This is a genomic window from Clostridium sp., from assembly GCF_050717515.1.
In the GTDB taxonomy this organism is placed as follows: domain Bacteria; phylum Bacillota; class Clostridia; order Clostridiales; family Clostridiaceae; genus Clostridium_AD.
Window position 1 is genome coordinate 313,325 of sequence record NZ_JBOITL010000036.1, and the last position, 23,123, is coordinate 336,447.

The 23,123-nt window shown below is 30.0% G+C and carries 27 protein-coding genes and 2 pseudogenes; 2 read left to right on the forward strand and 27 right to left on the reverse strand.

The genetic code is table 11. The features are described 5' to 3' along the window. Positions 1–60 precede the first annotated feature (60 nt). The 21 genes from ACREV6_RS21095 to nifU form a co-directional block, all read right to left on the reverse strand. On the reverse strand, positions 61–399 hold the full coding sequence (locus ACREV6_RS21095; protein ID WP_431580010.1) for a NifB/NifX family molybdenum-iron cluster-binding protein: 339 nt from the start codon (positions 397–399) through the stop codon (positions 61–63). 47 nt (positions 400–446) lie between these two features. Continuing rightward, on the reverse strand, positions 447–1,298 hold the full coding sequence (locus ACREV6_RS21100; protein ID WP_431580011.1) for an ATP-binding protein: 852 nt from the start codon (positions 1,296–1,298) through the stop codon (positions 447–449). Continuing rightward, on the reverse strand, positions 1,289–2,119 hold the full coding sequence (locus ACREV6_RS21105; RefSeq protein WP_431580053.1) for an ATP-binding protein: 831 nt from the start codon (positions 2,117–2,119) through the stop codon (positions 1,289–1,291). Before ACREV6_RS21105 ends, ACREV6_RS21100 begins: the two co-directional genes overlap by 10 nt. 7 nt (positions 2,120–2,126) lie before the next feature. Beyond that, positions 2,127–2,492: a NifB/NifX family molybdenum-iron cluster-binding protein gene (locus ACREV6_RS21110; protein ID WP_431580012.1), complete on the reverse strand. Its 366-nt coding sequence runs from the start codon at positions 2,490–2,492 to the stop codon at positions 2,127–2,129. A 395-nt stretch (positions 2,493–2,887) separates the two neighbouring features. Continuing rightward, a complete protein-coding gene (locus ACREV6_RS21115; protein WP_431580013.1) occupies positions 2,888–3,331 on the reverse strand; it encodes a CGGC domain-containing protein in 444 nt (147 codons plus the stop codon). 56 nt (positions 3,332–3,387) lie between these two features. After that, positions 3,388–3,786, reverse strand: a complete 399-nt coding sequence (locus ACREV6_RS21120; protein WP_431580014.1) for a CoA-binding protein — start codon at positions 3,784–3,786, stop codon at positions 3,388–3,390. A gap of 235 nt (positions 3,787–4,021) precedes the next feature. After that, positions 4,022–4,219, reverse strand: a complete 198-nt coding sequence (locus ACREV6_RS21125; protein ID WP_431580015.1) for a hypothetical protein — start codon at positions 4,217–4,219, stop codon at positions 4,022–4,024. Positions 4,220–4,363: 144 nt separating this feature from the next. Continuing rightward, positions 4,364–5,710, reverse strand: coding sequence for an FAD-dependent oxidoreductase (locus tag ACREV6_RS21130; RefSeq protein WP_431580016.1), 1,347 nt, complete (start codon positions 5,708–5,710; stop codon positions 4,364–4,366). Positions 5,711–6,085: 375 nt separating this feature from the next. Further along, positions 6,086–6,442 (reverse strand): NifB/NifX family molybdenum-iron cluster-binding protein, encoded by a 357-nt coding sequence (locus ACREV6_RS21135; protein WP_431580017.1) that lies wholly within the window; start codon positions 6,440–6,442, stop codon positions 6,086–6,088. A 44-nt stretch (positions 6,443–6,486) separates the two neighbouring features. Continuing rightward, positions 6,487–6,840, reverse strand: a complete 354-nt coding sequence (locus ACREV6_RS21140) for a NifB/NifX family molybdenum-iron cluster-binding protein (RefSeq protein WP_431580018.1) — start codon at positions 6,838–6,840, stop codon at positions 6,487–6,489. Further along, the gene (locus ACREV6_RS21145) at positions 6,840–7,673 is read right to left on the reverse strand and encodes an Mrp/NBP35 family ATP-binding protein (protein ID WP_431580019.1); all 834 of its coding nucleotides are present in this window, start codon (positions 7,671–7,673) and stop codon (positions 6,840–6,842) included. Before ACREV6_RS21145 ends, ACREV6_RS21140 begins: the two co-directional genes overlap by 1 nt. Before the next feature lie 146 nt (positions 7,674–7,819). After that, positions 7,820–9,172: a thioether cross-link-forming SCIFF peptide maturase gene (scfB, locus tag ACREV6_RS21150; protein WP_431580020.1), complete on the reverse strand. Its 1,353-nt coding sequence runs from the start codon at positions 9,170–9,172 to the stop codon at positions 7,820–7,822. A 54-nt stretch (positions 9,173–9,226) separates the two neighbouring features. After that, positions 9,227–9,718, reverse strand: a complete 492-nt coding sequence (locus tag ACREV6_RS21155) for a flavin reductase family protein (protein ID WP_431580021.1) — start codon at positions 9,716–9,718, stop codon at positions 9,227–9,229. Next, entirely contained in the window at positions 9,715–10,161 is a 447-nt protein-coding gene (locus ACREV6_RS21160; protein ID WP_431580022.1) for a Fur family transcriptional regulator, read from the reverse strand. Before ACREV6_RS21160 ends, ACREV6_RS21155 begins: the two co-directional genes overlap by 4 nt. Positions 10,162–10,181: 20 nt before the next feature. After that, positions 10,182–10,535 carry a NifB/NifX family molybdenum-iron cluster-binding protein gene (locus tag ACREV6_RS21165; RefSeq protein ID WP_431580023.1) on the reverse strand — a complete coding sequence of 118 codons (354 nt, stop codon included), beginning with the start codon at positions 10,533–10,535 and terminating at the stop codon, positions 10,182–10,184. Positions 10,536–10,588: 53 nt separating this feature from the next. Next, on the reverse strand, positions 10,589–11,446 hold the full coding sequence (locus ACREV6_RS21170; RefSeq protein WP_431580024.1) for an ATP-binding protein: 858 nt from the start codon (positions 11,444–11,446) through the stop codon (positions 10,589–10,591). After that, complete coding sequence (locus ACREV6_RS21175) at positions 11,437–12,261, reverse strand: P-loop NTPase (protein ID WP_431580025.1); 825 nt, start codon at positions 12,259–12,261, stop codon at positions 11,437–11,439. The genes ACREV6_RS21170 and ACREV6_RS21175 overlap by 10 nt, the downstream gene beginning before the upstream one ends. 24 nt (positions 12,262–12,285) lie before the next feature. After that, a complete protein-coding gene (locus ACREV6_RS21180) occupies positions 12,286–12,648 on the reverse strand; it encodes a NifB/NifX family molybdenum-iron cluster-binding protein (RefSeq protein WP_431580026.1) in 363 nt (120 codons plus the stop codon). 158 nt (positions 12,649–12,806) lie between these two features. Continuing rightward, positions 12,807–13,331 carry an FmdE family protein gene (locus ACREV6_RS21185; RefSeq protein ID WP_431580027.1) on the reverse strand — a complete coding sequence of 175 codons (525 nt, stop codon included), beginning with the start codon at positions 13,329–13,331 and terminating at the stop codon, positions 12,807–12,809. Positions 13,332–13,364: 33 nt separating this feature from the next. Then, positions 13,365–14,186, reverse strand: coding sequence for a selenium-dependent molybdenum cofactor biosynthesis protein YqeB (yqeB, locus tag ACREV6_RS21190; RefSeq protein WP_431580028.1), 822 nt, complete (start codon positions 14,184–14,186; stop codon positions 13,365–13,367). A 157-nt stretch (positions 14,187–14,343) separates the two neighbouring features. Further along, positions 14,344–14,760 carry a Fe-S cluster assembly scaffold protein NifU gene (nifU, locus tag ACREV6_RS21195; RefSeq protein WP_431580029.1) on the reverse strand — a complete coding sequence of 139 codons (417 nt, stop codon included), beginning with the start codon at positions 14,758–14,760 and terminating at the stop codon, positions 14,344–14,346. Positions 14,761–15,129: 369 nt separating this feature from the next. Between nifU and ACREV6_RS21200 the strand changes: the two genes are divergently transcribed. Beyond that, the gene (locus ACREV6_RS21200; RefSeq protein ID WP_431580030.1) at positions 15,130–15,567 is read left to right on the forward strand and encodes an MOSC domain-containing protein; all 438 of its coding nucleotides are present in this window, start codon (positions 15,130–15,132) and stop codon (positions 15,565–15,567) included. An 85-nt stretch (positions 15,568–15,652) separates the two neighbouring features. On the opposite strand, the gene ACREV6_RS21205 is transcribed toward ACREV6_RS21200, so the two are convergent. The 5 genes and pseudogenes from ACREV6_RS21205 to ACREV6_RS21225 all read right to left on the reverse strand — a co-directional run. Then, positions 15,653–16,114 carry a spore coat protein gene (locus ACREV6_RS21205; protein WP_431580031.1) on the reverse strand — a complete coding sequence of 154 codons (462 nt, stop codon included), beginning with the start codon at positions 16,112–16,114 and terminating at the stop codon, positions 15,653–15,655. A gap of 126 nt (positions 16,115–16,240) precedes the next feature. Continuing rightward, complete coding sequence (locus ACREV6_RS21210; RefSeq protein WP_431580032.1) at positions 16,241–16,603, reverse strand: sulfite exporter TauE/SafE family protein; 363 nt, start codon at positions 16,601–16,603, stop codon at positions 16,241–16,243. A gap of 18 nt (positions 16,604–16,621) precedes the next feature. After that, on the reverse strand, positions 16,622–17,386 hold the full coding sequence (lgt, locus tag ACREV6_RS21215) for a prolipoprotein diacylglyceryl transferase (protein WP_431580033.1): 765 nt from the start codon (positions 17,384–17,386) through the stop codon (positions 16,622–16,624). Between the two features lie 26 nt (positions 17,387–17,412). Beyond that, a complete protein-coding gene (locus tag ACREV6_RS21220; RefSeq protein WP_431580034.1) occupies positions 17,413–18,588 on the reverse strand; it encodes an ROK family protein in 1,176 nt (391 codons plus the stop codon). Positions 18,589–18,791: 203 nt separating this feature from the next. After that, positions 18,792–18,944, reverse strand: a pseudogene (locus ACREV6_RS21225) (IS66 family transposase); the annotation flags it as partial. Between the two features lie 795 nt (positions 18,945–19,739). Here ACREV6_RS21225 and ACREV6_RS21230 point away from each other — a divergent pair. Continuing rightward, positions 19,740–20,024: a hypothetical protein gene (locus tag ACREV6_RS21230; protein ID WP_431580035.1), complete on the forward strand. Its 285-nt coding sequence runs from the start codon at positions 19,740–19,742 to the stop codon at positions 20,022–20,024. Between the two features lie 596 nt (positions 20,025–20,620). Here the strand turns inward: ACREV6_RS21230 and ACREV6_RS21235 are convergent. Continuing rightward, positions 20,621–23,097 (reverse strand): annotated as a pseudogene (locus ACREV6_RS21235) (CoA-disulfide reductase). Positions 23,098–23,123: the final 26 nt, after the last annotated feature.

The following is a 23,123-nucleotide window of genomic DNA, read 5'->3' on the forward strand; positions in this document are numbered from 1 at the left end:
TACTTCGTTTTGGGTATATGAGCATTTTAAAATACAATGCTCATATAGAATTTTCTATCCCTATTGTATATATTCCTGACAAATAGAACCTGTTGATTTTAATTCGCCACTTAGATATTTTTGTACTGCATCATCACTTAATCCCTGTGCACCAACTACTACCTCAATACCATTTTCATTAAATAAGTTTTGTGCTGTTTCTCCCATGCCACCTGCAATAATAATATTTACATTTAACTCCTTCAAAAATACTGGAAGATACCCAGGTTTATGTCCTGGATTTGAAGTAAAACTCTTACTTGTTGAATTACCTTCCTCTACTTCATATATTGTAAATCCATCACAATACCCAAAATGTCCACTTACATTATTTTCTTCACTTGCAACTGCAATTCTCATTTATAATTCCTCCTCATATTTTAAATTAATCAATTTCATACAATCTTTTAAAGTTTAAATGAGTCTTTTATAATACTCCACATATCTTCAATGGCTTTTTCAGCTATACTCTCTTTATAACATGTAATAGGTTTTAACTCATTTATTGATTTCATAACAACATCATCATATGGAATTTTACCTACTACTTTTAAACCTTTATCATGAGAAAAATCTTCTATTTCTTTAGCTACTTTTTCATTTATATCATATTTATTTATACAAACCATCGTATTAACACCAAAATGTTCACATAATTCTACTACTCTCTTTAAATCTCCAAGACCTGATTTTGTAGGTTCTGTAACAGCAAGTACCGCATCACTTCCTGTTACCGATGCTATAACAGGACACCCAATACCTGGTGAACCATCTAATATAGTTAATTTATTGTTATCACTAAATCTTTTACCATTTTTCCTAAGAAGCGTTACTAGAAGTCCTGAACCATCACTACCTATATCCATTTCTGCTCTTGAAATTATACCTTTATCTAATTTAGTAATAAATGTTTCTGCTGTTTTTTCTGCTTTTAATTTTATAGCATTGTGTGGACATACTAATGTACAAGTACCACATCCTTCGCAAGCAAATAGGTTTATTTTACAATTTTTTATAGCTTCGAATTTACACACAGTCTCACATTTACCACAATTAGTACAAAGAGACTCATCTATTACAGCTTTTTTCCCACCTATAAAATCATTTTTTTCAATATCATGTCCTTTATAAAACATATAAAGATTAGGTGCATCTACATCACAATCAATTCTTGTTACATCTTTAGCAAGTTCAGCTAGTGCTGTTGCAATTGTAGTTTTACCCGTTCCACCTTTACCACTTAAAATAACTAGTTCCAAGATAACACATCCTTTACTTGCTTTGAAAGTTCATTAAATAGTGCTTTATGATGTGGATCATCATATAATATTTCTCCCTTAGAATAAATTACTGCTGTATTTTTACTATAAGGGATAGTTCCTAATAACTTTATTTTTTCTTCTCTGCAATATCTTTTTATTATATTATCTTTTTCGTCATCTTTATTTATAACTATACCAAAAGGTATATTATACATTTTTACAACTCCTACAGCCATTTTCAAATCATGAAGCCCAAATTCTGAAGGTTCTGTAACAAGTATTGCTGCATTAGCAAATCTTAGTGCATTTACTACACTACAAGATGTACCTGGAGGACAATCAATTAAATTAACTCCCCCTGATATATTTTTAAGTAATTGTCTAATAACAGGGACTGCCATAGGTTCTTTTACATTTAAAATCCCTCTACTACAATTTATGTTTCTTACTTTTCCACTTTCGATTTTACCTGTTTGTCTTTTTTCGTAAGTTATAGCATTATGTTTACATGCAATTTTACAAGCACCACATCCATGACATAACTTTTCAAAAAGTAAAATTTCATCTTTCACTTTTGCAAGAGCGTTAAATTGGCATACCTCCACACAACCTCCGCAAGAAACACAATTAGCTTTATTTATAATTGGGTATTCTACCATAACTTTTTCCATTTTATCTATTTCAGGTTTTAAAAACAAAAATCCATTTGGCTCTTCAACATCACAATCTATATAATTCGCCTCTAATGCAAGAGCCAGATTAGTAGAAACAGTGGTTTTACCTGTTCCTCCTTTTCCACTAAGAACTGCTATATTCATTTCCATTTTATTTACCTCCACCATGATGTGCAGGACCAGAGATTTGTATTTCTTCTAGTTCGCCTTTATTATATTTCTCAAGTACTGAGCTTATAACAATACTTTCACACTTATATGATTTAATTTCTGCTTTTTCAATAAGTTCGAAAGCATTGGGACCAAGATTACCTGTAATAACAACATCTATATTTTCGTCAATTATTTGATTTGATGCAAGAATTCCTGCTCCACCACCAGCATTTTGTCCCTTATTTTCTATAACCTTAACTTCTCCACTTTCAGTATCATGAATTTGAAAATATTCACATCTTCCAAATCTAGTATTTAATAAATCTTCAGTAGTTTTCCCTGTTGCTGAAATCACTATTCTCATTATTTTACCTCCAATGTTTTTATTATGTTCTTTTTATACAATTTATAAATCAATTTCTTATTCTTTAAACATCCATCAATACATATACATGTATTGTATTTTTCCATAAAATCCGCATGTGTATATTGGCATTTGCCACTTTCATCTTTTATAATACTCTTAAAATTAGTTATTGTCAAATGCCAATATAATTTTACTATATTATATTTAGCATAACCTTATTTTTTATAACCTTTATTGCCTTAAAAAATATAACATAAGTACATTGCTCAAATAAAACAACAGACTGTACACTTATTTACATAAAATAAGTGTACAGTCTGTTGAATAATAAAACATATGAAATTATAATTATTTATACAATTTCTTTTTAAAAACCTTTCTTTTATAAAATATTAATCATAATTTTTCATTGTTTTTTCTGTGTCTTCGAATAATTCTGGAGCAATGTCACTCATATTCATTTCCTTCCAGAAAGACATTTTTTCATGATCAGAAAAGTATTTCATAGGAATTGGATGTGTTCCAACTACAACTGATACCTTATAATGAGTTTCAATAAACTCTTTGAATTTTAAAATATATGGACATGGCGGATATCCAACTACAAGTCCTGTAGCTAAATGAATTACTTCAGCTCCATTTTTAATCATTTCGTCTGGAACATATTCTATATTCCCACCTGGGCATCCACCGCAATATGAATATCCAACTACTTCAACTTGTTCCTCTGCAGGATATATGGAAAATCCTCCTATCCGTTCTCTTAAAGCTCTAAAACATTTTCCCCCACCACAGTTTTGGTAACGACCACAAATAATGATTCCTATTTTTTTCATAATGGTACCCCCATAAATTGTACTCTTATATAAAAACTCTAATAACCAATATAATTTTAAATTTTGTTTAATTCTACATATAAGCACTCATGAAAAACCATATTAAGCTCATTATTTTTACCCTTATTTAAAACTTGTGGATCATAAGAACCTGGTTGAAACCATACATTTTCTATTTTACATTCAAGAATATCGTCTAAAGCCTTTAAAGATAATGTGGGATTCACTATAACATTTACCGCATCTACCTTCTCTGGTAATTCCTTTAATGAATGATAAATTTTAACTCCATTTATTTCGTCATATTTAGGATTTATACCGTATACTGTATAGCCTTTTTCTTTAAGTTGCATTAATATTTTATATCCAAACTTACTTTCATTTGGTGATGCTCCAATTAACGCCCATTTCTTCATTTTAACCATTTCATCTCTTAATATTTTTATATCTTTCATATATAATCCCTCCTATATTTTATGCTTTAAACCCAAGGTTCTAGGGTTCATAAAATGCTCCATCACCTTATCACTATACATATAGTAGCCACCATAATATAAAAATTACATATACCATTAGTTCATTTTTGTATCTATATTAACACTTGACAATTTTATATTACTACCATACACAGTTATTGTCAAATGCTAATTTAACCAGTATCTACATTTTCATATTCTTTTTTCAATAAAACTATACTATAGTATTATTCAATTTTTCTATTATTTCATTAACGTTAAGTTTATATTTTTCTACTACACATTCTATTGATTCAAATAAGTTATTACACAGTAAGCATTCTCCTGCAACAACATCATATTCATGAAAGACAACCTCCGTTTCAGGATATTTTTCAACTATATCTAATAGTATGGTTTTTGGTGTAATCATTTGTTTTCCTCCATTTAAAATTCTAATACACTTTTAAATTTCTTTCATTAAATATTTTGTTAGTCAATTTTACATACTATGCAGCTGAAAGATTCCTCATAACTGTTTCATAAATTTTTCTTCGAACTTATACAATCTATATAACTATTTTATTTTTATTAAAGCATCTAGTGCTGCAGCATTTATTGGATATGCAATAGGTGAAGCTGTAAGTAGTGGATGAGTTGCAACTTGAAAAGTGTTAAGTTCATTTGCTGTTAAGCTTTTCTGTATTGCTAAACTTAATATATTAATCATTTCACCAACACTCTCTCCTCCAGATATTTGTGCTCCTATAAGTACTCCAGAAGTTTTTACAAATATTAATGCTAAATCTATTTTACTTGTTCCCGGAAGTGAACCTGGGTGCTTGTCCATAGTTGCAAACTTTCCTACAGTTACTTCAAACCCTTCGTCTTTTGCTCTTCTTTCTGTAAGTCCAGCAGCCGCAAAAGATTTACTAAATATTTTTGTTGAAAACGCACTAATTGTTCCTTTATTTTCTCTAACATATCTTAATCCATATAGATTAGAAGCTGCAACTTTTGCTTCCATAGCAGCAGTTGATGCTAGAAGTATTGGGACACTTTTATTAGTAAAGAAACATCTCTTTTCAGCACAATCTCCTACTGCAAACACATCTTTTTCGCTTGTCCTCATATATTCATCTACTAATACTGCACCTTTTTCATTTACTTTAATACCTGCTTCTTTTGCAATATTTGAATTAGGAACTACACCCATACCTAAAATAACTGCATCTGCTTTTATTTTTTCTCCATTTTCAAGTTCAACTTCTTCAACTTTTTCAGTTCCTAATATGCTTTTTACTTTAATTCCTGTTTTTAAATTAATACCATTTTCTTTCATTTCTTCTTCAGCAATTCCACAAATTTTATTATCAAAAGCCTGCCATAAACATTTTTCAGCTATTTCAATAATAGTTACATTTTTACCATCTTTTTTTAATTGCTCAGCAAATTCTACTCCAATAAATCCTCCACCTATTACTACTATATCCTGCATTTTCTCTAATTTAGTTAAAAAATCATTTAAATACTCTTCATCTTTTAAAGCTGTAAACACATTATCCAAATCATACCCCTTAATAAATTTAGGTACAATTGGGAATGAACCTGTTGCAATTACGAGTTTATCATAAACTATCTGTTCATTGTTTGCTAAAGTTGCCATTTTATGTTCCTTATCAATTTTTATAACTTCTTCTATTATAAGTTCCACACCTGCATTTATAAGCATTGCATCTGGTATTCTATTTTTGCTTGCATCTTTTAATGTCCCAAATATGTAAGGTATTCCACAAGGAACCATAACTGTTTTACTCTTTCTTACAAGTACCACTTTTTTATTTTCATATACCTTTTTTGCTGTTGTAGCAGTAAGTATTCCACCTGCACTGCCTCCAATTACTAATAAATCTGTTTTAATCATTTTTATTCCTCCAGTTTTTTTATTGTATTTTTTTCTATCTAACAAATAATTACTTTAAGACGCTCATTTATGCTTTAAGATCCAAGCTTAATTAGATATGTTGTTTCAAATAAAAACATATACCTATACCGCCTTTAGGTATATTATAGCATATGCTAATAACATGTCAATAGGAAATTCTATAGTCCTCTTCGTCATAACTATAGAAACGAAGAGTTTTTACAGACATACATAACTGATTGGAATAAACTAAAAAGAGCACTGAGACTCATATAGTCTCAGTGCTTTCATAATGTTATTGGCACTTATAAAAAATGTTAAGTTGCCTACCTAATTGCCAAACTAGCTATTATATCTTTAACTTATTTAATATGATTAATCGTTACAATGTCCTTCATGTTCATGTTCCGTGCAAACACTCCCTGTTGATTTTAACTCACCACTTATATATTTTTGTACTATGTCATCACTAAATCCTTGTGCACCAACTACTACCTCAATACCCTTTTCATTAAATAAGTTTTGTGCTGTTTCTCCCATACCACCTGCTATAATAAGGTTTACATTTAATTCCTTTAAAAATACTGGAAGGTATCCAGGTTTATGTCCTGGATTTGGAGTAAAATTCTTATTCAATGATTTACCTTCTTCTACCTCATAAATTGTAAAACCCTCACAATGTCCAAAATGTCCACTTACTTGCTTTCCATCACTTGCTACTGCTATTTTCATTTATAATTCCTCCTTATATTTTAATTTAATAAATTTGTATACCCTTAATGACGTTCCGGACCAGACATTTTAAGCTGTTCTAGTTCACCATTATCATATTTTAAAAGAACTGAACTTATAACTATATTTCCACACTTATATGCTTTAATTCCCGATTTTTCGATAATTTCAAAAGCATTAGGTCCAAGGTCTCCTGTGATTATAACATCTACATTTTCATCAACTAACTGATTAGATGCAGCAATCCCCGCTCCACCACTAGAAGTTTTGCCTTTGTTTTCTACAATTTTAATATCTCCACTAATCGTATCATGAATTTGAAAATATTCACACCTTCCAAAAAATGACTCTAGTAAATCTTCAGTAGTTTTTCCTGTTGATGATATTGCTATTTTCATTACTTTCCCTCCAAATCTTTTATTATATTTTTTACTATAGGATTAAAGATCAATTCAAGACTTTCATTTATACTTACATTTACATTTTCAGCTAAATTGCTTATGCTATTTAACATAGGAATATCTGCTAAAAGTTTCAAGTCCATTTCCTTTAAAAATTTATCCGTACCTTCACCATTAAAAAGTTTTATTTTCTTATCACAATCAGGACATGTTATATAACTCATATTTTCAATAACACCTAAAACATTAATATTCATCTTTCTGGCCATATTTACAGCCTTTGAAACTATCATAGAAACAAGATCTTGTGGTATAGATACCATGACTATACCATTTATTGGAATGGTTTGCATTACTGTTAATGCAATATCACTTGTTCCTGGAGGCATATCAATTACTAAGTAATCAAGATCTTCCCAAAGAACATCTGTCCAAAACTGCTTAACAATATTTGAGAGCATAGGGCCTCTCCAAATTACAGGATCATCTTCTTTTTCTGTTAAAAAATTTAATGACATAACTTTTATACCATCGCAAGTTTCAATAGGTAGCATTACTTGTTCATTGTTACTAACTCTTTTACCATTTAAACCAAGAAGTCTCGGAACACTTGGTCCTGTTATATCAGCATCTAATACTCCCACACTATAGCCAAGTTGTTTTAAATGTTTTGCGATAAGAACAGAAATTGAAGATTTACCAACTCCACCTTTACCGCTCATAACTCCAATAATTTTTTTCACATTGTTTAAAGGATTATTTTCAATCATACAAGTTTCCTTATCCTTTGAACATCCATCATTTGATGGACAGGTATTACACTCTGACATAAAATCATCTCCTATGTATATTAAGCATTTGCCACTTACAAATATTATATTACTCCTATTATTTGTTATTGTCAAACGCCAAAAACTATATTTGTTATATTTTAATTTAACAAGCACTTAATACTATCTAATATTTTCCTAGTATTTTATTTATTTCTATAATACTGCAACGCAATTGCATATTCCATTCTTTTTCTTTGCATATTACAACCAATTTCATAAGGTATTAATGTATCTCCGGTAAAATTATAATTATTAGCTTGACATCCTCCACTACAATAAAATCTTGCCCAGCATTTTTTACATTCTGGTTTATTATATAGATTAGATCTTCTAAAATTAGTTGGTATCTCTTTATTTTTAATACCCTCATACACATTTCCCATGTAGAAAACTTTATTACCTACAAATTGATGACAAGGATATATATCGCCTTCTGGAGTTACAGCAATATATTCAAACCCAGCTCCACAGCCGGATATCCTTTTATAAATACATGCTCCTCCATTAATATCAATATTAAAATGATAAAAAATAACATCATCATGCTTTAATAATTCATTGAAAATTTTATGATATTGGTCATATATTTGTTCTAAATACTCTTTTTTTATAGCCAGAGGATTATCTGCCGGTAACACTACTGGTTCAATTGAGATTTCTTTAAATCCAAGATCTATAAAGTGCTTTATATCTTTATAAAAATCTAAGTTCTGCGATGTAAATGTTCCTCTTATGTAATATTGTTTTTTAGATTTAGCTCTTTTTTCAACCATGCTCTTTATTTTAGGAAGAATATCATCATAAGTTCCTCCACCATTAATTTTTATTCTTATATTGTCTTCTACCTCTTTTCTACCATCAATACTCAAAACAACATTTACCATGTTTTCTTCCAAGTAATCCATAATATCAGGGGTTAATAGTGTGGCATTTGTAGTAATTGTAAATCTGAAGTTTTTATTGTATTGTTTTTCCAAACTTCTTGCATAGTCAACTGTTTTTTTAACAACATCCATATTTAAAAGAGGTTCCCCTCCAAAAAAATCCACTTCAATATTCACTCTTGAACCTGAATTTTCAATTAAAAAATCAATACTTTTTTTAGCAACATCAAAACTCATTAATATTTTTTGCTTATCATAGCCTTCTCCATCAGCAAAACAATATTTACATCTTAAATTACAATCATGTGCAATATTAAGACATACAGCTTTTATTAAATTAGGTTCTTTTTGAAATTTCTTAGCAATAGGCTCATATACATCCTGAGAATATAATTGTTCTTTTTTTATAAGTTCTTCTATGTCGTCATAACATTCATTTAAAATATTTTCATCATATTTTCCTCTGTATTTATTTAGAACAGTGCTTCTATTTTCAATGCCGTTTTCATCAACTATGTCATAAATAATATTATCTACCACATGAATAGCTCCAGAACTTACATCTAAAATAAAATAATCATCGTTACATTTAAATTTATGTATATCATTCATTAAATTATTGTCCTTTCTTATTGCTTTTTAACCTTCAAAATATTCAATTGATTTTTAAATAAGATCAATTTTAGAATAGTCAATGTGCCCTTTAACGTCAACTATTTCTCTATCAGTGTGCACATATTCAATTTTACCTACAAACATTTCATGTGAGCCAGTAACTATAGAATCCACTACCTTACATTCTATATTTATAGGACAATCTGCTAATAACGGAGCATTTACCTTTATTCCTTCTTCAACTGCAATATTAAGTTTTGAAAATTTATCCTCATCCCTACCACTATGACTACCTAAATAGTCAAACATTTCTTTTTGTTCTTTTGTGACAAGATTCACAACAAAACACCCAGTTTCCTTCACAATGTTATAAGAATATCTTGAAGGTACAATACCTACCATAATCATTGGTGGATCATAACTACAATTACAACAGTAAGCTACTACTAACGCATTATTTTTGCCATCAGTGCCCCTGCAAGATACTATCACTTTAGCCATTGGTTGAAGACATGATTTCATATTTCCTTGAACTTTACTCATAATAATTCCTCCCTACATTTACTACATACTCCTATGAACATAATATTTGAATCATATATTTCCAAATTATTTTCTATTTCGATTTTTTTATTTAATTTTAGATAATCAACATTTAAATTTTGACTATCAACATCAATTATACTATTACATTTATAGCATTTAAAATGAATATGCAGAGGCTTTCCACTAAATATTTTCATTTCATAATAGCTTATACGATTAATACTTATTTCTTTTACTATCCCTAGCTCATTAAATGCCCTTAAAGCTCTATAAATCGTAGCAAGACCTATATTCTTTTCTTTTATTTTTTCATATATTTCTTTTGCATTTAAATGAGTTTTATTATTCAAAATAGTTCTTAATATTAATTGCTTTTGCGTTGTAAATTCATAACCATTTCTTTTTAAAATCTTTTTAAAAGGTATTAAATCATCATTCATAAAATCATCCTTTACAATTGTTAATTACAATCCCCTTCATGATCATGTTCTGAGCAAGTATTTTTTGAAGACTTTAGTTCTCCTTTAAGATATTCTTGTATTGCATCATCATATAAACCATGAGCTCCAACAATAACATCTATTCCATTTTCTTCAAATAACTGTTGAGCAGCATCACCCATTCCACCTGCTATAATAAGATCTACATTTAATTCTTTTAAAAACACAGGTAAATATCCAGGCTTATGACCTGGGTTTTCAACTAATTCTTTTTTTAATACCTTAGCTTCATTTACATCATAAATTATAAATCCTTCACAATGTCCAAAATGTCCACTTACATTCTTACCTTGACTTGCAATTGCTATTTTCATATTAGTTTCCTCCTTAAAATTTACCACTAATAACACATATTACTTTTTAATATTTACATTTTTAATTCCATAAATTTTTTCATATTAATCCACATATCTTCAATAGCTTTTTCAGCTATACTCTCTTTATAATAAGTTATAGGTTTTAATTCATTTATGGATTTCATAACAATATCATCATATGGAATTTTACCTACTAATTTTATACCTTTATCATTAACAAAGTCTTCTATTTCTGCAGCTACTTCTTCATTTATATCATATTTATTTATGCAAACCATGGTAAATACAGAAAAATGTTCGCATAATGTTACTACTCTCATTAAATCTCCCAGACCTGATTTTGTAGGTTCTGTAACAACTAATACAGCATTACTACCTGTTATTGAAGCTATAACAGGACATCCAATACCAGGTGAACCATCTATTATAGTTATCTTATCATTATCATTGAATTTTTCACTATTTTTTCTTAATTGCATTACTAATTTTCCAGAGCCATCACTTCCTATTTCCATTTCTGCCCTTGAAATTATGCCTTTATCCAATTCAGTAATGAATGTATCTGCTGTTTTTTCATTTGTTAGCTTTATTGCATTTTGTGGACATACTAAGCTACAAGCACCACAACCTTCACAATCAAATGGATTTATCTTAAAATTCTTTATAGCATTAAATCTACATACATTCACACATTTACCACATTTAATACAAAGAGACTTCTCTATAACAGCTTTTTTACCACCAATAAATCCATTCTTTTCTATATCTTTTCCTTTATAAAACATATAAAGATTTGGTGCATCTACATCACAATCTACTCTTATTACATCTTTAGCAAGTTCAGCTAGTGCTGTTGCAATGGTAGTTTTACCAGTTCCACCTTTCCCACTTAAAACCACTAATTCCAAAGTAACACCTCCTTTGAAATTTTATCAAATATTGTTTTATGGTGTAAATCATCGTATAGTATTTCCCCCTTAGAATAAAGAATTGCAGTCTCTTTACTATAAGGTATAATGCCTATTATTTTTATTTCTTCTTTTCTGCAATATTTTTTTACTATATTATCTTTTTCATCATCTTTATTTATAATTATTCCAAAGGGTATCTTATACATTTTCACAAGTTCTACAGCCATTTTCAAATCATGAAGTCCAAACTCTGAAGGTTCTGTAACAAGTATTGCTGCATTAGCATATTTTAGTGCATTTACTACATTACAAGAGGTTCCAGGTGGGCAATCAATTAAATTAATATAGCCTGATAAATTTTTGAGAAGTTTTCTAATAACAGGTACTGCCATAGGTTCACCTACATTTAAAATTCCTCTACTACAATCTATGTTTCTTATTTTACCACTTTCAATTTTTCCAGTTTCTCTTTTCTTATAAGTTATAGCATCATATTTACATGCAATTTCACAAGTTCTACATCCATGACATAATTTTTCAAACAACATAATATCATTCTTTACTTTTGCAAGAGCATTAAATTGACATGCATTTACACAAGCTCCACAAGCAGTACATTTGTTATCATTTATAAATGGATATTCCACCATAACTTTTTCTATTTTATCTATTTCAGGCTTTAAAAATAAGAAACCATTTGGTTCTTCTACATCGCAATCTATATAATTTGACTTTAGTGCAAGGGCAAGATTAGTCGAAACAGTAGTTTTACCTGTTCCTCCTTTTCCACTAAGTACTGCTATATTCGTCATATACTCATCTCCACTCTAACTCTACTAATTCGCTCCATGATATGCAGGACCAGACATTTTTATTTCTTCAAGTTCATCTTTATTATATTTTTCAAGCACTAAACTTATGGCTATTGTTCCACACTTATATGCTTTAATTCCTGCTTTTTCAACAAGTTCAAATGCATTAGGTCCAAGATTTCCTGTGATAATTACATCTACTTTTTCTTCAATTAATTGATTAGATGCCACAATACCTGCTCCACCGCTACAACTTTGTCCTTTATTTTCTAAAATTAAAACTTCTCCATTTTCGGTATCATAAATTTGGAAATAATTACATCTTCCAAATCTCATATCCAGTAAACTTTCATTAGTTTTTCCTGTTGCTGAAATTACTATTTTCACTATTATCCCTCCAAATTTTTTTAGTTGATTTGATGCTTTAAAATTAAAATTTAATTTATTACTCTCATTTACACTTTCTTGCATATATAGATATTGGCATTTGCTAATTTCATACTACTCTTATTTTTCGTTATTGTCAAACGCCAATAATAAAAAAATTACCAGCCCCTCGAATATTCATCTAAGCAATCTAAACAAAGTTTTTTACCATTGCTTATTCTAATTTTATGTTCTGGAACACCTTCTCTGCAATTTTCACAAATAATCGTAGCAAATAACCTTGCAGACTTAGGCACTTCAAAATGTGGTTTTTCTATACTAAAAACTTCATTAGCCGGTGCTTCTAAGATGTATTTTTGCCTTTCTTCCCTACTCATTTCAAGTTCAGATTTCTTTAAAATCAACCTTATACAATTTCCACTCTTCCTGTCAAAAAAAGAAAATGCCATTTTACCCGTACCTCTATATATAAGGTTACCCTTGCCTAATGTACACCCAGTAATAACTTGTACTGCATCTACTCCACAAGCATCATTTTCTGTTACACATACTAATTCTTCATCTGATGAAAATTTCAATTTCATTTCACTCGTTGCTATTTCACAGGCTCTAAATCCTATAGCAAGCCCTGGACATTGATGTCCATGGAATTCCACACATTTATTCCACAATTCTCTATTCATTATTTGTTCCTCCTTTTCATAATACAAAATAGACTAACATACTGATTTATTATTTATTTCACTGTGCCTTAAATAAAGTACTGCACCTAATACTCCGCCCGCTATATTTCTTGCTTTATCAGAAATAGTATAACAATTCATTTTTTCTGACAACCTTGGGTCAATATCTGCAATTTTAAATCCTTTAGTTACAGTGCTTCCATCTCGCAAAATACCTCTTAATAATCCTGGTATTGTTGCTTTAATTGGAACATCACCTACATATGCAATAACTTCATCCTTTTTAACTATAGCCCCAATATCAACAATATTCTTCATTATTCCAGCGCAAGTCGAATGGATTACTCTTTCTTTAGAATATCCTGATATAACCCCTGGAATCCCTGTGTTTCTAATAGCTTGTCCTTTAAAAATCAACCTGCCTAAACTATGTCCTCTTTTAGTTTCTATTACAATATCTACATCTTTACCTGCTATAAAACCAGGTCCAAGTGCTATGGTAATATCCGCCATATCCTTTGTTGTCCCCATATTTTTTTTTGCAATAATTGCATCAACTACAATTTTTGGTTTTATACTTTTAATATATTTACCTTCTGTATCTATAATTACAGGTATTTTATTATTACTCCACGCATTTTCTATTTCATTTAAAGAACATACATGAACACTGGTAAGTCCTTCTATTTCTATTTCTCCATCATATACTGCTTCACTAAAAGATACACTTCGTCTTATAGAAGTAGGTTTTGGAATTTCTAAAACTAATACCCTAAATCCACTTCTATGTAATTTATGAATTGTACCAGTGGCTAGATCTCCACCTCCACGTACAATAACGATTTCATTAAACATAATCATTACCCTCTTCTAATTTTATAATATATTCATAATTTTCATTAGTATTAATATCAAATAATACCCATTGCACATTCAAAAAATAACTAGTCAGTATACTAGTTATTTTTTTAACATTTCTAATTTAAATAATGTCACCGTTAACTTATTTATTTTAGTTAACAATGCCATTATCATCTACTAGACTATCCATCCAAGGTTCCAATCCCTGCTTAACCCTATAATTATTGATTGCTGCATGTATGACTTCTTCTGCTAAAACTGAACAATGCATTTTAATTGTTGGAAGTCCATCTAATGAATCTGCAACGGTTTTATTAGTAATTTTCCAAGCTTCTTCAAGCGTTTTTCCCTTAACAATCTCAGTTGCCATGCTACTCGATGCTACAGCCGATCCACATCCAAAAATCAAAAATTTAGCATCTACTATTATATTATTTTCTACCTTAATAAATATTTTCATTATATCTCCACACTGCGCATTTCCAACTTCACCTATTCCATCAGCGTCTTTAATTTCCCCCACATTTCTTGGGTTCATAAAATGTTCCATTACCTTATCGCTATACATATAATATCCCCAATCCCGTAAATTTTTTATATAATACAAGTTCATTTCCTGTATCTATATTGGCATTTGACAATTTTATACTACTACCATTTATAATTATTGTCAAATGCTAATTATGTAATATATAAATATGTAACATATAAACATATAATATGTATGCTATGCACTTTGTATAAACTTGTTAAAATACTTCCTCCAAAGGACATAGGATACCGCACCAACAATAAGTTTGTTTTTTACCATTAAAAGATAAAATGTAGAAACATTATGTTTATCCTTTTTAAACCCTAATTATTGGTTACGGTTGAATAGATAAAGTTGACTATGAAATGAAGTTTGATTAAAATGAAACAGGAAGGAATGATTTAAATGAGCAAAGGAATTATATATTCAATATCGCTTAGTCTAGAGCGAGGACAGCTAAAAAAAGAAGTACCCGAAGCTAATATCATAGAAAACTACGGTATAGAAAATGATGGGCACGCAGGTGATTGGGTTCGCCAAATAACTTGTCTTAATTGGTCTAGTATTCAAAAAGTTAATACAGAACATAACTTAAATATTGGACCCGGAGATTTTGCAGAAAATATTCTAATTGATGGGCTAGATTTATCTAGTTTAATAGTTGGAAGCAAAATTAGATTAGCAACAGATGTTATTTTAGAGATAACCCAGCTAGGTAAAGAGGATCATCCTAGCATAGTTAGCAGAACCTTTGGTATAAGTCTTTTACCTAGCAAAGGTTTGTTTTGTAAAGTAATTAAAGGTGGCAAAATAAAAAAGGGAGATTCTGTAAAAATAATATAATTCTAAAAATAAAGACAGTAAATTTTTTAATCTAAATTTACTGTCTTTATTTTACACTACATTCAATAATATGTACTAATTTATATTATTGAACACTATACATTCCTTTGCTTTCCATATACTTAAATATAGCTTCTCCGTGCTTTTGCTCTTCCTTTTGTATGTGATTTAATACATCCCTGACTCCAGTATCCCTAAATTCAAAAATAGTAGTATCGTATGCTCCTGAAACAAATTTTTCTGTCATTAATAAATCTGTACACATGTCCTTATCAGATAAACTAGTTCCAACTGATTGTATACTATTCACATCTTGAGTTGAATTTTGATTTTGCTGCTGATTCATTTGAGGAATGCTACCACTTAATAATTGATTAATGCTATCTAAATGACTTCTTTCCATTTGTTCGTTAGCCTTGCATATTTGTTTTAATTGAGTGTCTTTAGCTTGACTACCATAATTCATATATTTCTCAATACAAATCTGCTCATGATTTTTTTGATCCTCAAGTAACATTCTTTCCTTTTGTGATAAAGTTATATCCATAATATACACCTCCTATCTTATTGTGTGTAACCTTTGCTTTTTTATACTAAAAAAATAACCCATATTCATTAGCCAAACAAGAGTTATCATCAGAAACTCACTAAGATATTATGTATAATTTAAAATTCATTTTGAAAATATCATTTTAAGAGATATTAAAAGCATTAATATACCAAAGCTTTTTTTCAAGACCTCGGTAGGAAGATTTTGAGCTAGCTTAGATCCAAACACCGACCCAATTACTAGAAAAATCACTATTAAAACACCAGCTTTAACATTAACCTGACCTTTTTTGTAATATTCAATAAAAGCAAATATACCAACTGGTGGTAATAATATTGCAAGGGAAGTTCCCTGTGCTTTTAGCTGGCTAAAACCACATAAAAACACTAATGCAGGGACAATTATAACTCCTCCACCTATACCAAACATTCCACTTAATATTCCTGCAATGATTCCTATTATAATAAACAATATAGTATTTGTCATTGACTTTCCTCCCACATGTTAAAGCTCTATTTTTCTATACTTAGATAAAATTAAAAATACCACCCAGATTACAATTCCGAATAAACTTACTAGCTGCGCAATTCTTAAAGGCCCAAACATTAAACTATCAGTTCTCAGACCCTCTATAAAAAATCTACCAATTGAATATAGCCCAACATAAGTAAAGAATACAATTCCAACTTTTTTAGTTCTTGTTAAAATAATCATTAGTATTATAAACACAGTGAAATTCCATAGTGATTCATATAAAAAAGTAGGATGATAATAAATTCCATCTATATGCATACCTTTTTGTATAAAGTATGGAAAATTCTTTATAAAATCATAAGATACAGGACCACCATGGGCTTCTGAATTAAAAAAGTTTCCCCATCTTCCAATAGCTTGAGCTATAATAATTGCGGGTGCCACAACATCTGTCATTTTAAAAAAACTCATCTTCTTACGCTTTGCAATTATAAATGCAGTTACTAGGGCAAACAGAATCCCCCCATGAATTGCAAGTCCGCCTCCTCTAATATTAAATATATCTATTAAATTATCTTTATAATCTTTGAACTCAAAAGCTACATAATACAGCCTTGCGCCTATAATACCAATTGGTAGAGAAATAAGCACTACATCTAGAAGAGAGTCATAATTAACATCTCTACACTTGCAGGTATATTTTGCTAATATTATAGCTAATGCCAATCCCATTCCTATAAATATCCCATACCACATTACACCAAATCCAAATACATAAAACGCTACTGGGTTCATACCATCACTCCTAACCTTATTATCACTTAAATACTTTTCAAATAAACTTCCATTGCCATAGATGCAGCCCCTAGGGCAATAACATCTTCTTGAAACTTGCCTCCTTTGCTGAATATAACTCTATTATCCATAAGATTTATGCTGCGAAAGATTTCAATAGATTTTTCATAGTAATGTTCAAAATTCATTATCAATGGTCCACTTAGAATCACAAGTTCAGGATCTAGTAATCTCACAAGATTTGAAAGACCAATACCTAAAATCTCAGCACCTTGATTTACTACTTCTATTGCAATGTCATTGTTCTGCAATTCTACTTTCAACTTTTCACTGTAATTAATTTCACTTATTAACCTGTTATTATCTTTTGTTTTTGTATTTATTTTTTTAAGGATTGAATCTATGGAGGAATAGCTTTCAATACAGCCAGAATTACCACAACTACATACTTCCCCATTATGCTCTACAATCATATGTCCAAAAGCATCTTCTCTATCGTTCATTGATCTAATAATAATGCCATCTCTTATTATTGCTGACCTAATTCCAATGCCGCAGTGAATATATGCAACACTTTTTAAGTCTTTTCCCTTACCATACAAATATTCACCTAAAACAGCAGTATTAGCCCCATTATCTATAAAACAAGGAATTTCAAGTCTTTCTTCAATCATTGCTTTTATAGGTACATTAACCCAGTTGCTATTAAAAAAGCCTTTAGGATTTAATATAATTCCTTTTTCTCTGTCTATCGGTCCCACAGTACCTATACCAGTTCCCAGAATTTCATTCTTTTTAATGTTTAAATCAGATACCATTTGTTCTATTATAAGAATGATTTTTTCAAGCGTTTTTTCAGGAGAATAGCTTTCATCCATAAGAAATTCTTCTTTTTTTAAAATACACAACTTCATATTAGTTAATATTAATTTTACATAAGTTCTTGATAAGTCTATCCCTATAAAATAAAATCCTGTTTGGGATACATCATACTCTACTGCTTTTCTTCCTCCAGTAGATTCTGACTCTCCATATTCCACTATTATCTTTTTATGTTCAAGAGTTTTCATAACTCTATTTAGTGTGGTTAATTTTATATTTGCAACAATTTGTAAGTGTTTTTTTGTTATGGGTCCCCTTTTTTGAATTATATTTAGGATTTCTAAATCTCGACAAGATAATTCCTCTAGAATTTTAATCATATACAACTCCACTTCCCTAATTAGATTCTCAAGTAAAGTATATATACTTTTAACCATTTTGGCAATAAGTAATCTAAAATAAATATATTTAAAAATAGGAAGCCCAATACTGAGTTTCCCGTTTATAATTTCCTAGGTGAGTATGACTCTATTTGTCCATTACCTGTCTTTTTGATGTATCACCTGTATCAACTTTATTTGGAAGGGTCTACCCGTCCAGTACGAAATAGCCACATATAGGATTTTGTTATTGTGGCTCTGCCTGATTCATTAAGTACCTGAAAGGTTGTCTCATCAGCATGAAGTATATCCTGCTTTAACAAGTGTTCATGCATTCTATGATATAAAATTTGCAATCAGTAACGAAACCGTTCCTCATACCATTTAAGCTTTGTAGCGAGTTCATCATTGATGCCGCTAACATAGCACACTTATTTTCAAGATTTTATATTTTATATTCATTTGTATTATCTATTATATTGTTGTTTTTATTATTATTTATCATAGTATAATTATAGCATATATTGCTAAGAAACCGCATTATTGTTGCTTTTTCTTAGATGATTATTCGCTCTTTTACTGGTTTATGTGCTTTACCTATTTTTAATAGGCATATTACTTACATTCTTTATGATGAACTTAGGAAAAGGTATACAATATTCATATTTAATATAAATAAAATTAAAAGTTATGCAAAAGTTAATACTGTGGTGTTGATAAACTAAAAGTATTTTCTAATTTAACCAAAATTAGTATATACAAATATAAAACTATGTTATAATTCTGATAACAGTGAGTGGTATTTATAAAATGAAAATTGTATAAACTTTAAATTTTTCTGTTTATTAGTGTTTTCTATAATATTAGGATTTTTTATGTCCAAGAATTCTTGGAAAACTTATAAAAAGAAGTATGATAATTTATCCAATAATAAAGGTTAATGCTTGTTGTAGTCAAAATGTAGTTAAGTTCCACGTATCAAATAGGCTAGCATACGTAAAAAGGATATTTCGTACGTTGTATTGTCTCATTAAAAATTTACCTAACAATTTATATTCAATTTTCTAAATATTTGAAATAACTATTAATTTTTTTGTATAATAGTATATTATGAGCCATATTTCATTAATTAAATAGGAGGCAATAGAAGTATGTTAAGGTGTCCTAACTGTAATAATAAAATACCATTTTGGAAAACATGGAATCCACTAAATTTTAGTGGAATTAAATGCTCAACATGTAAAAAAATAATTATTGTGGATAATAAAAAAAACAGTTCTTGGATAGGAGGAATCGGAGGTGGAGTCGGATCATTAGTTTTAATTAATTTAGTTAAATCTAATTTTCGTTTAAGTGCTATAATTATAACGATATTATGGTTTTTAAGTATAGTTTTTGTATCAGATTTGTTTACAAAATTAAAGATTAAAGATTAAAGATTAAAGATTAAAGATTAATAATGGTACTATTTAATTAATAAATATGTATTTTCAGAAAATTCTTTGATAACCTAAATCCAGTAGTAGAGGTATGAAGATAGTCCATGTTCCACGAGAAAAATGTCCAGTGTTTCCAATGTATAGGCTTCATGGCGTATTACATGACCTTGAGCGGTGCGTAATTTAAGAAAAGATCTTATCTCAGGCGCAAATACGCTATGGAAGTTAAAGTATTTTTTTCTCATATAACCTCCTCCTCTCCACAGATATACTTGTAGAACATTCCAGAAAGGGGCGGTCCATGCTTTCTGCCGTCTATCTGTACTCCCGCAGTCGTAAAAGTTCTTGACACTATGAGATATATTTCGCTGCGTTTGCAGATTTTGAAGAGAGGTTATGCTGAATATACTTATTATAGGCATTCATAAAACTGCCAAAACAAGAATGGTCAATACTGTTAAGTTATGGGCAGAGCTGAAGCATGATTTATTTTAAAATTATTGACTTCATCAACTTACTAGCTGCGAAATATTTTAATAGCTTTTTCATCGAAAAAAGAAGCATGGAAACAATCATCCATACTTCTTAAAATGTTAAATAAATAGATTTACATTTGAGTCTTCAGCTTGACCTAAGTAATAGCCAACTCCGCCAATTTTTACTCCATCAATAAGTTCTTCTTGCGTAATTCCCATAACATCCATGGACATTGAACAAGCAACTACTTCAACACCACTATCCATTGCTGATTTTATTAAGTCTTCAAGAGAACTTATATTTTTATTTTTCATCACTGATCTAATCATTTTAGCTCCAAGACCCATCATGTTCATTTGGGAAAGTTTAAGCTTTTTACTTCCCCTTGGCATCATAAATCCAAACATTGAATCCACTATTCCTTTTTTTACAGATACTTTTTCAGGTTTCCTTAAGATATTAAGTCCCCAGAAAGTGAATAATATCGTAACTTTACTGCCCATTGCAACTGCTCCATTTGCAATAATAAAGGCAGCAATGGCTTTATCTAAATCACCACTAAAAACTACCATGGTTTTATTATTTTTTTCAACTGTATCTGAGGAAAAGGATTTATTTACTTTTGTGAGATTGTTATTTTTTTTTTTATGAAAGCATAAACCATACCTTTTTCTTTTCTTAAGTCTAACAATTCATTGTTTGTTTTATTACACCAAGATTTAATATCCTCATAAAAACCAGGATCAGAAGCTGTAACTTTTAATATTTGACCATCATTTAATTCGTCAATACTAGCTTTTACTTGAATTAATGGTCCTGGGCAACATAAACCACAAGCATCCAGGATTTTATCGTAATTAGAAGTATCGTTATCTACTCCGTCTTTTATAACTTGAGTATCAGGATCTAAAATCTGTCTTTTTGGTGTATCACCTGTATCAACTTTATTTGGGTTAAAATTTGAAATTGAGACTGATTTATATCCTCCAGTTAAGTTTTTAACCTTAAAATCCTTTTGAGCTAAAATTCTTGCAGCTACATATCCACGAAGTCCTACCTGACAATATTCAAGAATTTCCTTGCTTTTATCAAGTTCACCAATTCTTTCTCTCAAACTATCTACAGGAATGTTTATAGCACCTTCCATATGCCCATTACTAAATTCCATTTCAGTACGAACATCGAGTATTGTGGCATTCTTTTTATCATAGGCCATAAACTCATCTGTGGTTAATACATCCATTCTTCCAGCTAATACATTTTCAGCTACAAAACCTGCCATATTTATTGGATCCTTAGCAGAGGAGAAAGGTGGTGCATAGGAAAGTTCAAGTTCTGTTAAATCAGTTACTGTTCCACCCAGGCGTATAACTGTAGCAAGTACATCTATTCTCTTGTCAACTCCATCATAACCCACAGCTTGAGCTCCAAGAATTTTACCATCATCATTAAAAATAAGCTTTAAAGTCATTGAAAGAGCACCAGGATAGTAAGATGCATGTGATACAGGATGAACAAATATAACTTTATGCGGAATGTTAAGTCTAGTTAGTGTTCTTTCATTATTACCTGTACTTGCAGCTGTTAAGCCAAATACCTTAATAATTGAAGTTCCTTGGGTTCCCTTATAAGTAGTATTTAAACCAGCAATATTATCAGCTGCGATTCTACCTTGTTTATTTGCAGGACCAGCTAGTGGTATTGCAGTATTTGTTTTGTTTATAAAATCTACAACTTCAATAGCATCTCCTACTGCAAATATACCCTGTGCACTAGTTTCCATTTTATCATTTACTAAAATATGACCCCTAGCCCCTGTTTTAATACCAGCTTCTTTTGCAAATCCAGTATCAGGAATTACTCCTATAGCCAATATAACCATATCAGCGCTTAGTTTCTTGCCGCTATTTAAAATTATTTCCACACTGTCTTCATTATCTTTAAAAGCTTTTACTCCATCACTTAAAATTATTTCCACACCATTATCTGAAATTTCCTTTTCAACTGTTAAAACCATATCTGTATCAAAAGGAGCCATTATGTGAGGAGCTGCTTCTACTATAGTGACACTCAGTCCTCTTTCTTTTAAGTTTTCAGCCATTTCCACGCCAACATAGCCTCCGCCAATAACTACAGCAGTATTAATGCCTTTTTTATCCACATATGCTTTTATATTATCAGTATCTGGTATATTTCTTAAAGTGAATATTCGTTTACTGTTAATACCTTCTATATTAGGTTTTATTGCTTTTGCTCCAGGTGATAACACTAAATAATCATAACTTTCTTCATAAGTACCGCGAGTCTTACTATTAACTGTTACAGTTTTTTTGGAAGTGTCAATTTCTACTACATCACTGTTGTTTCTTACATCTATATTAAATCTTGCTTTCATACTCTCAGGTGTTTGTACTAAAAGTTTATCTCTATCTTTAATTACTCCACCAATATAATAAGGCAGACCACAATTTGCAAAAGAAATGTATTCATCTCTTTCAAACATAATTATTTCTGCATTTTCATCTAGTCGTCTAAGTCTGGCTGCTGTTGAAGCTCCACCAGCTACTCCACCTACAATTAATACTTTTTTCATAACAAATATTCCTCCTTTTACTTTTT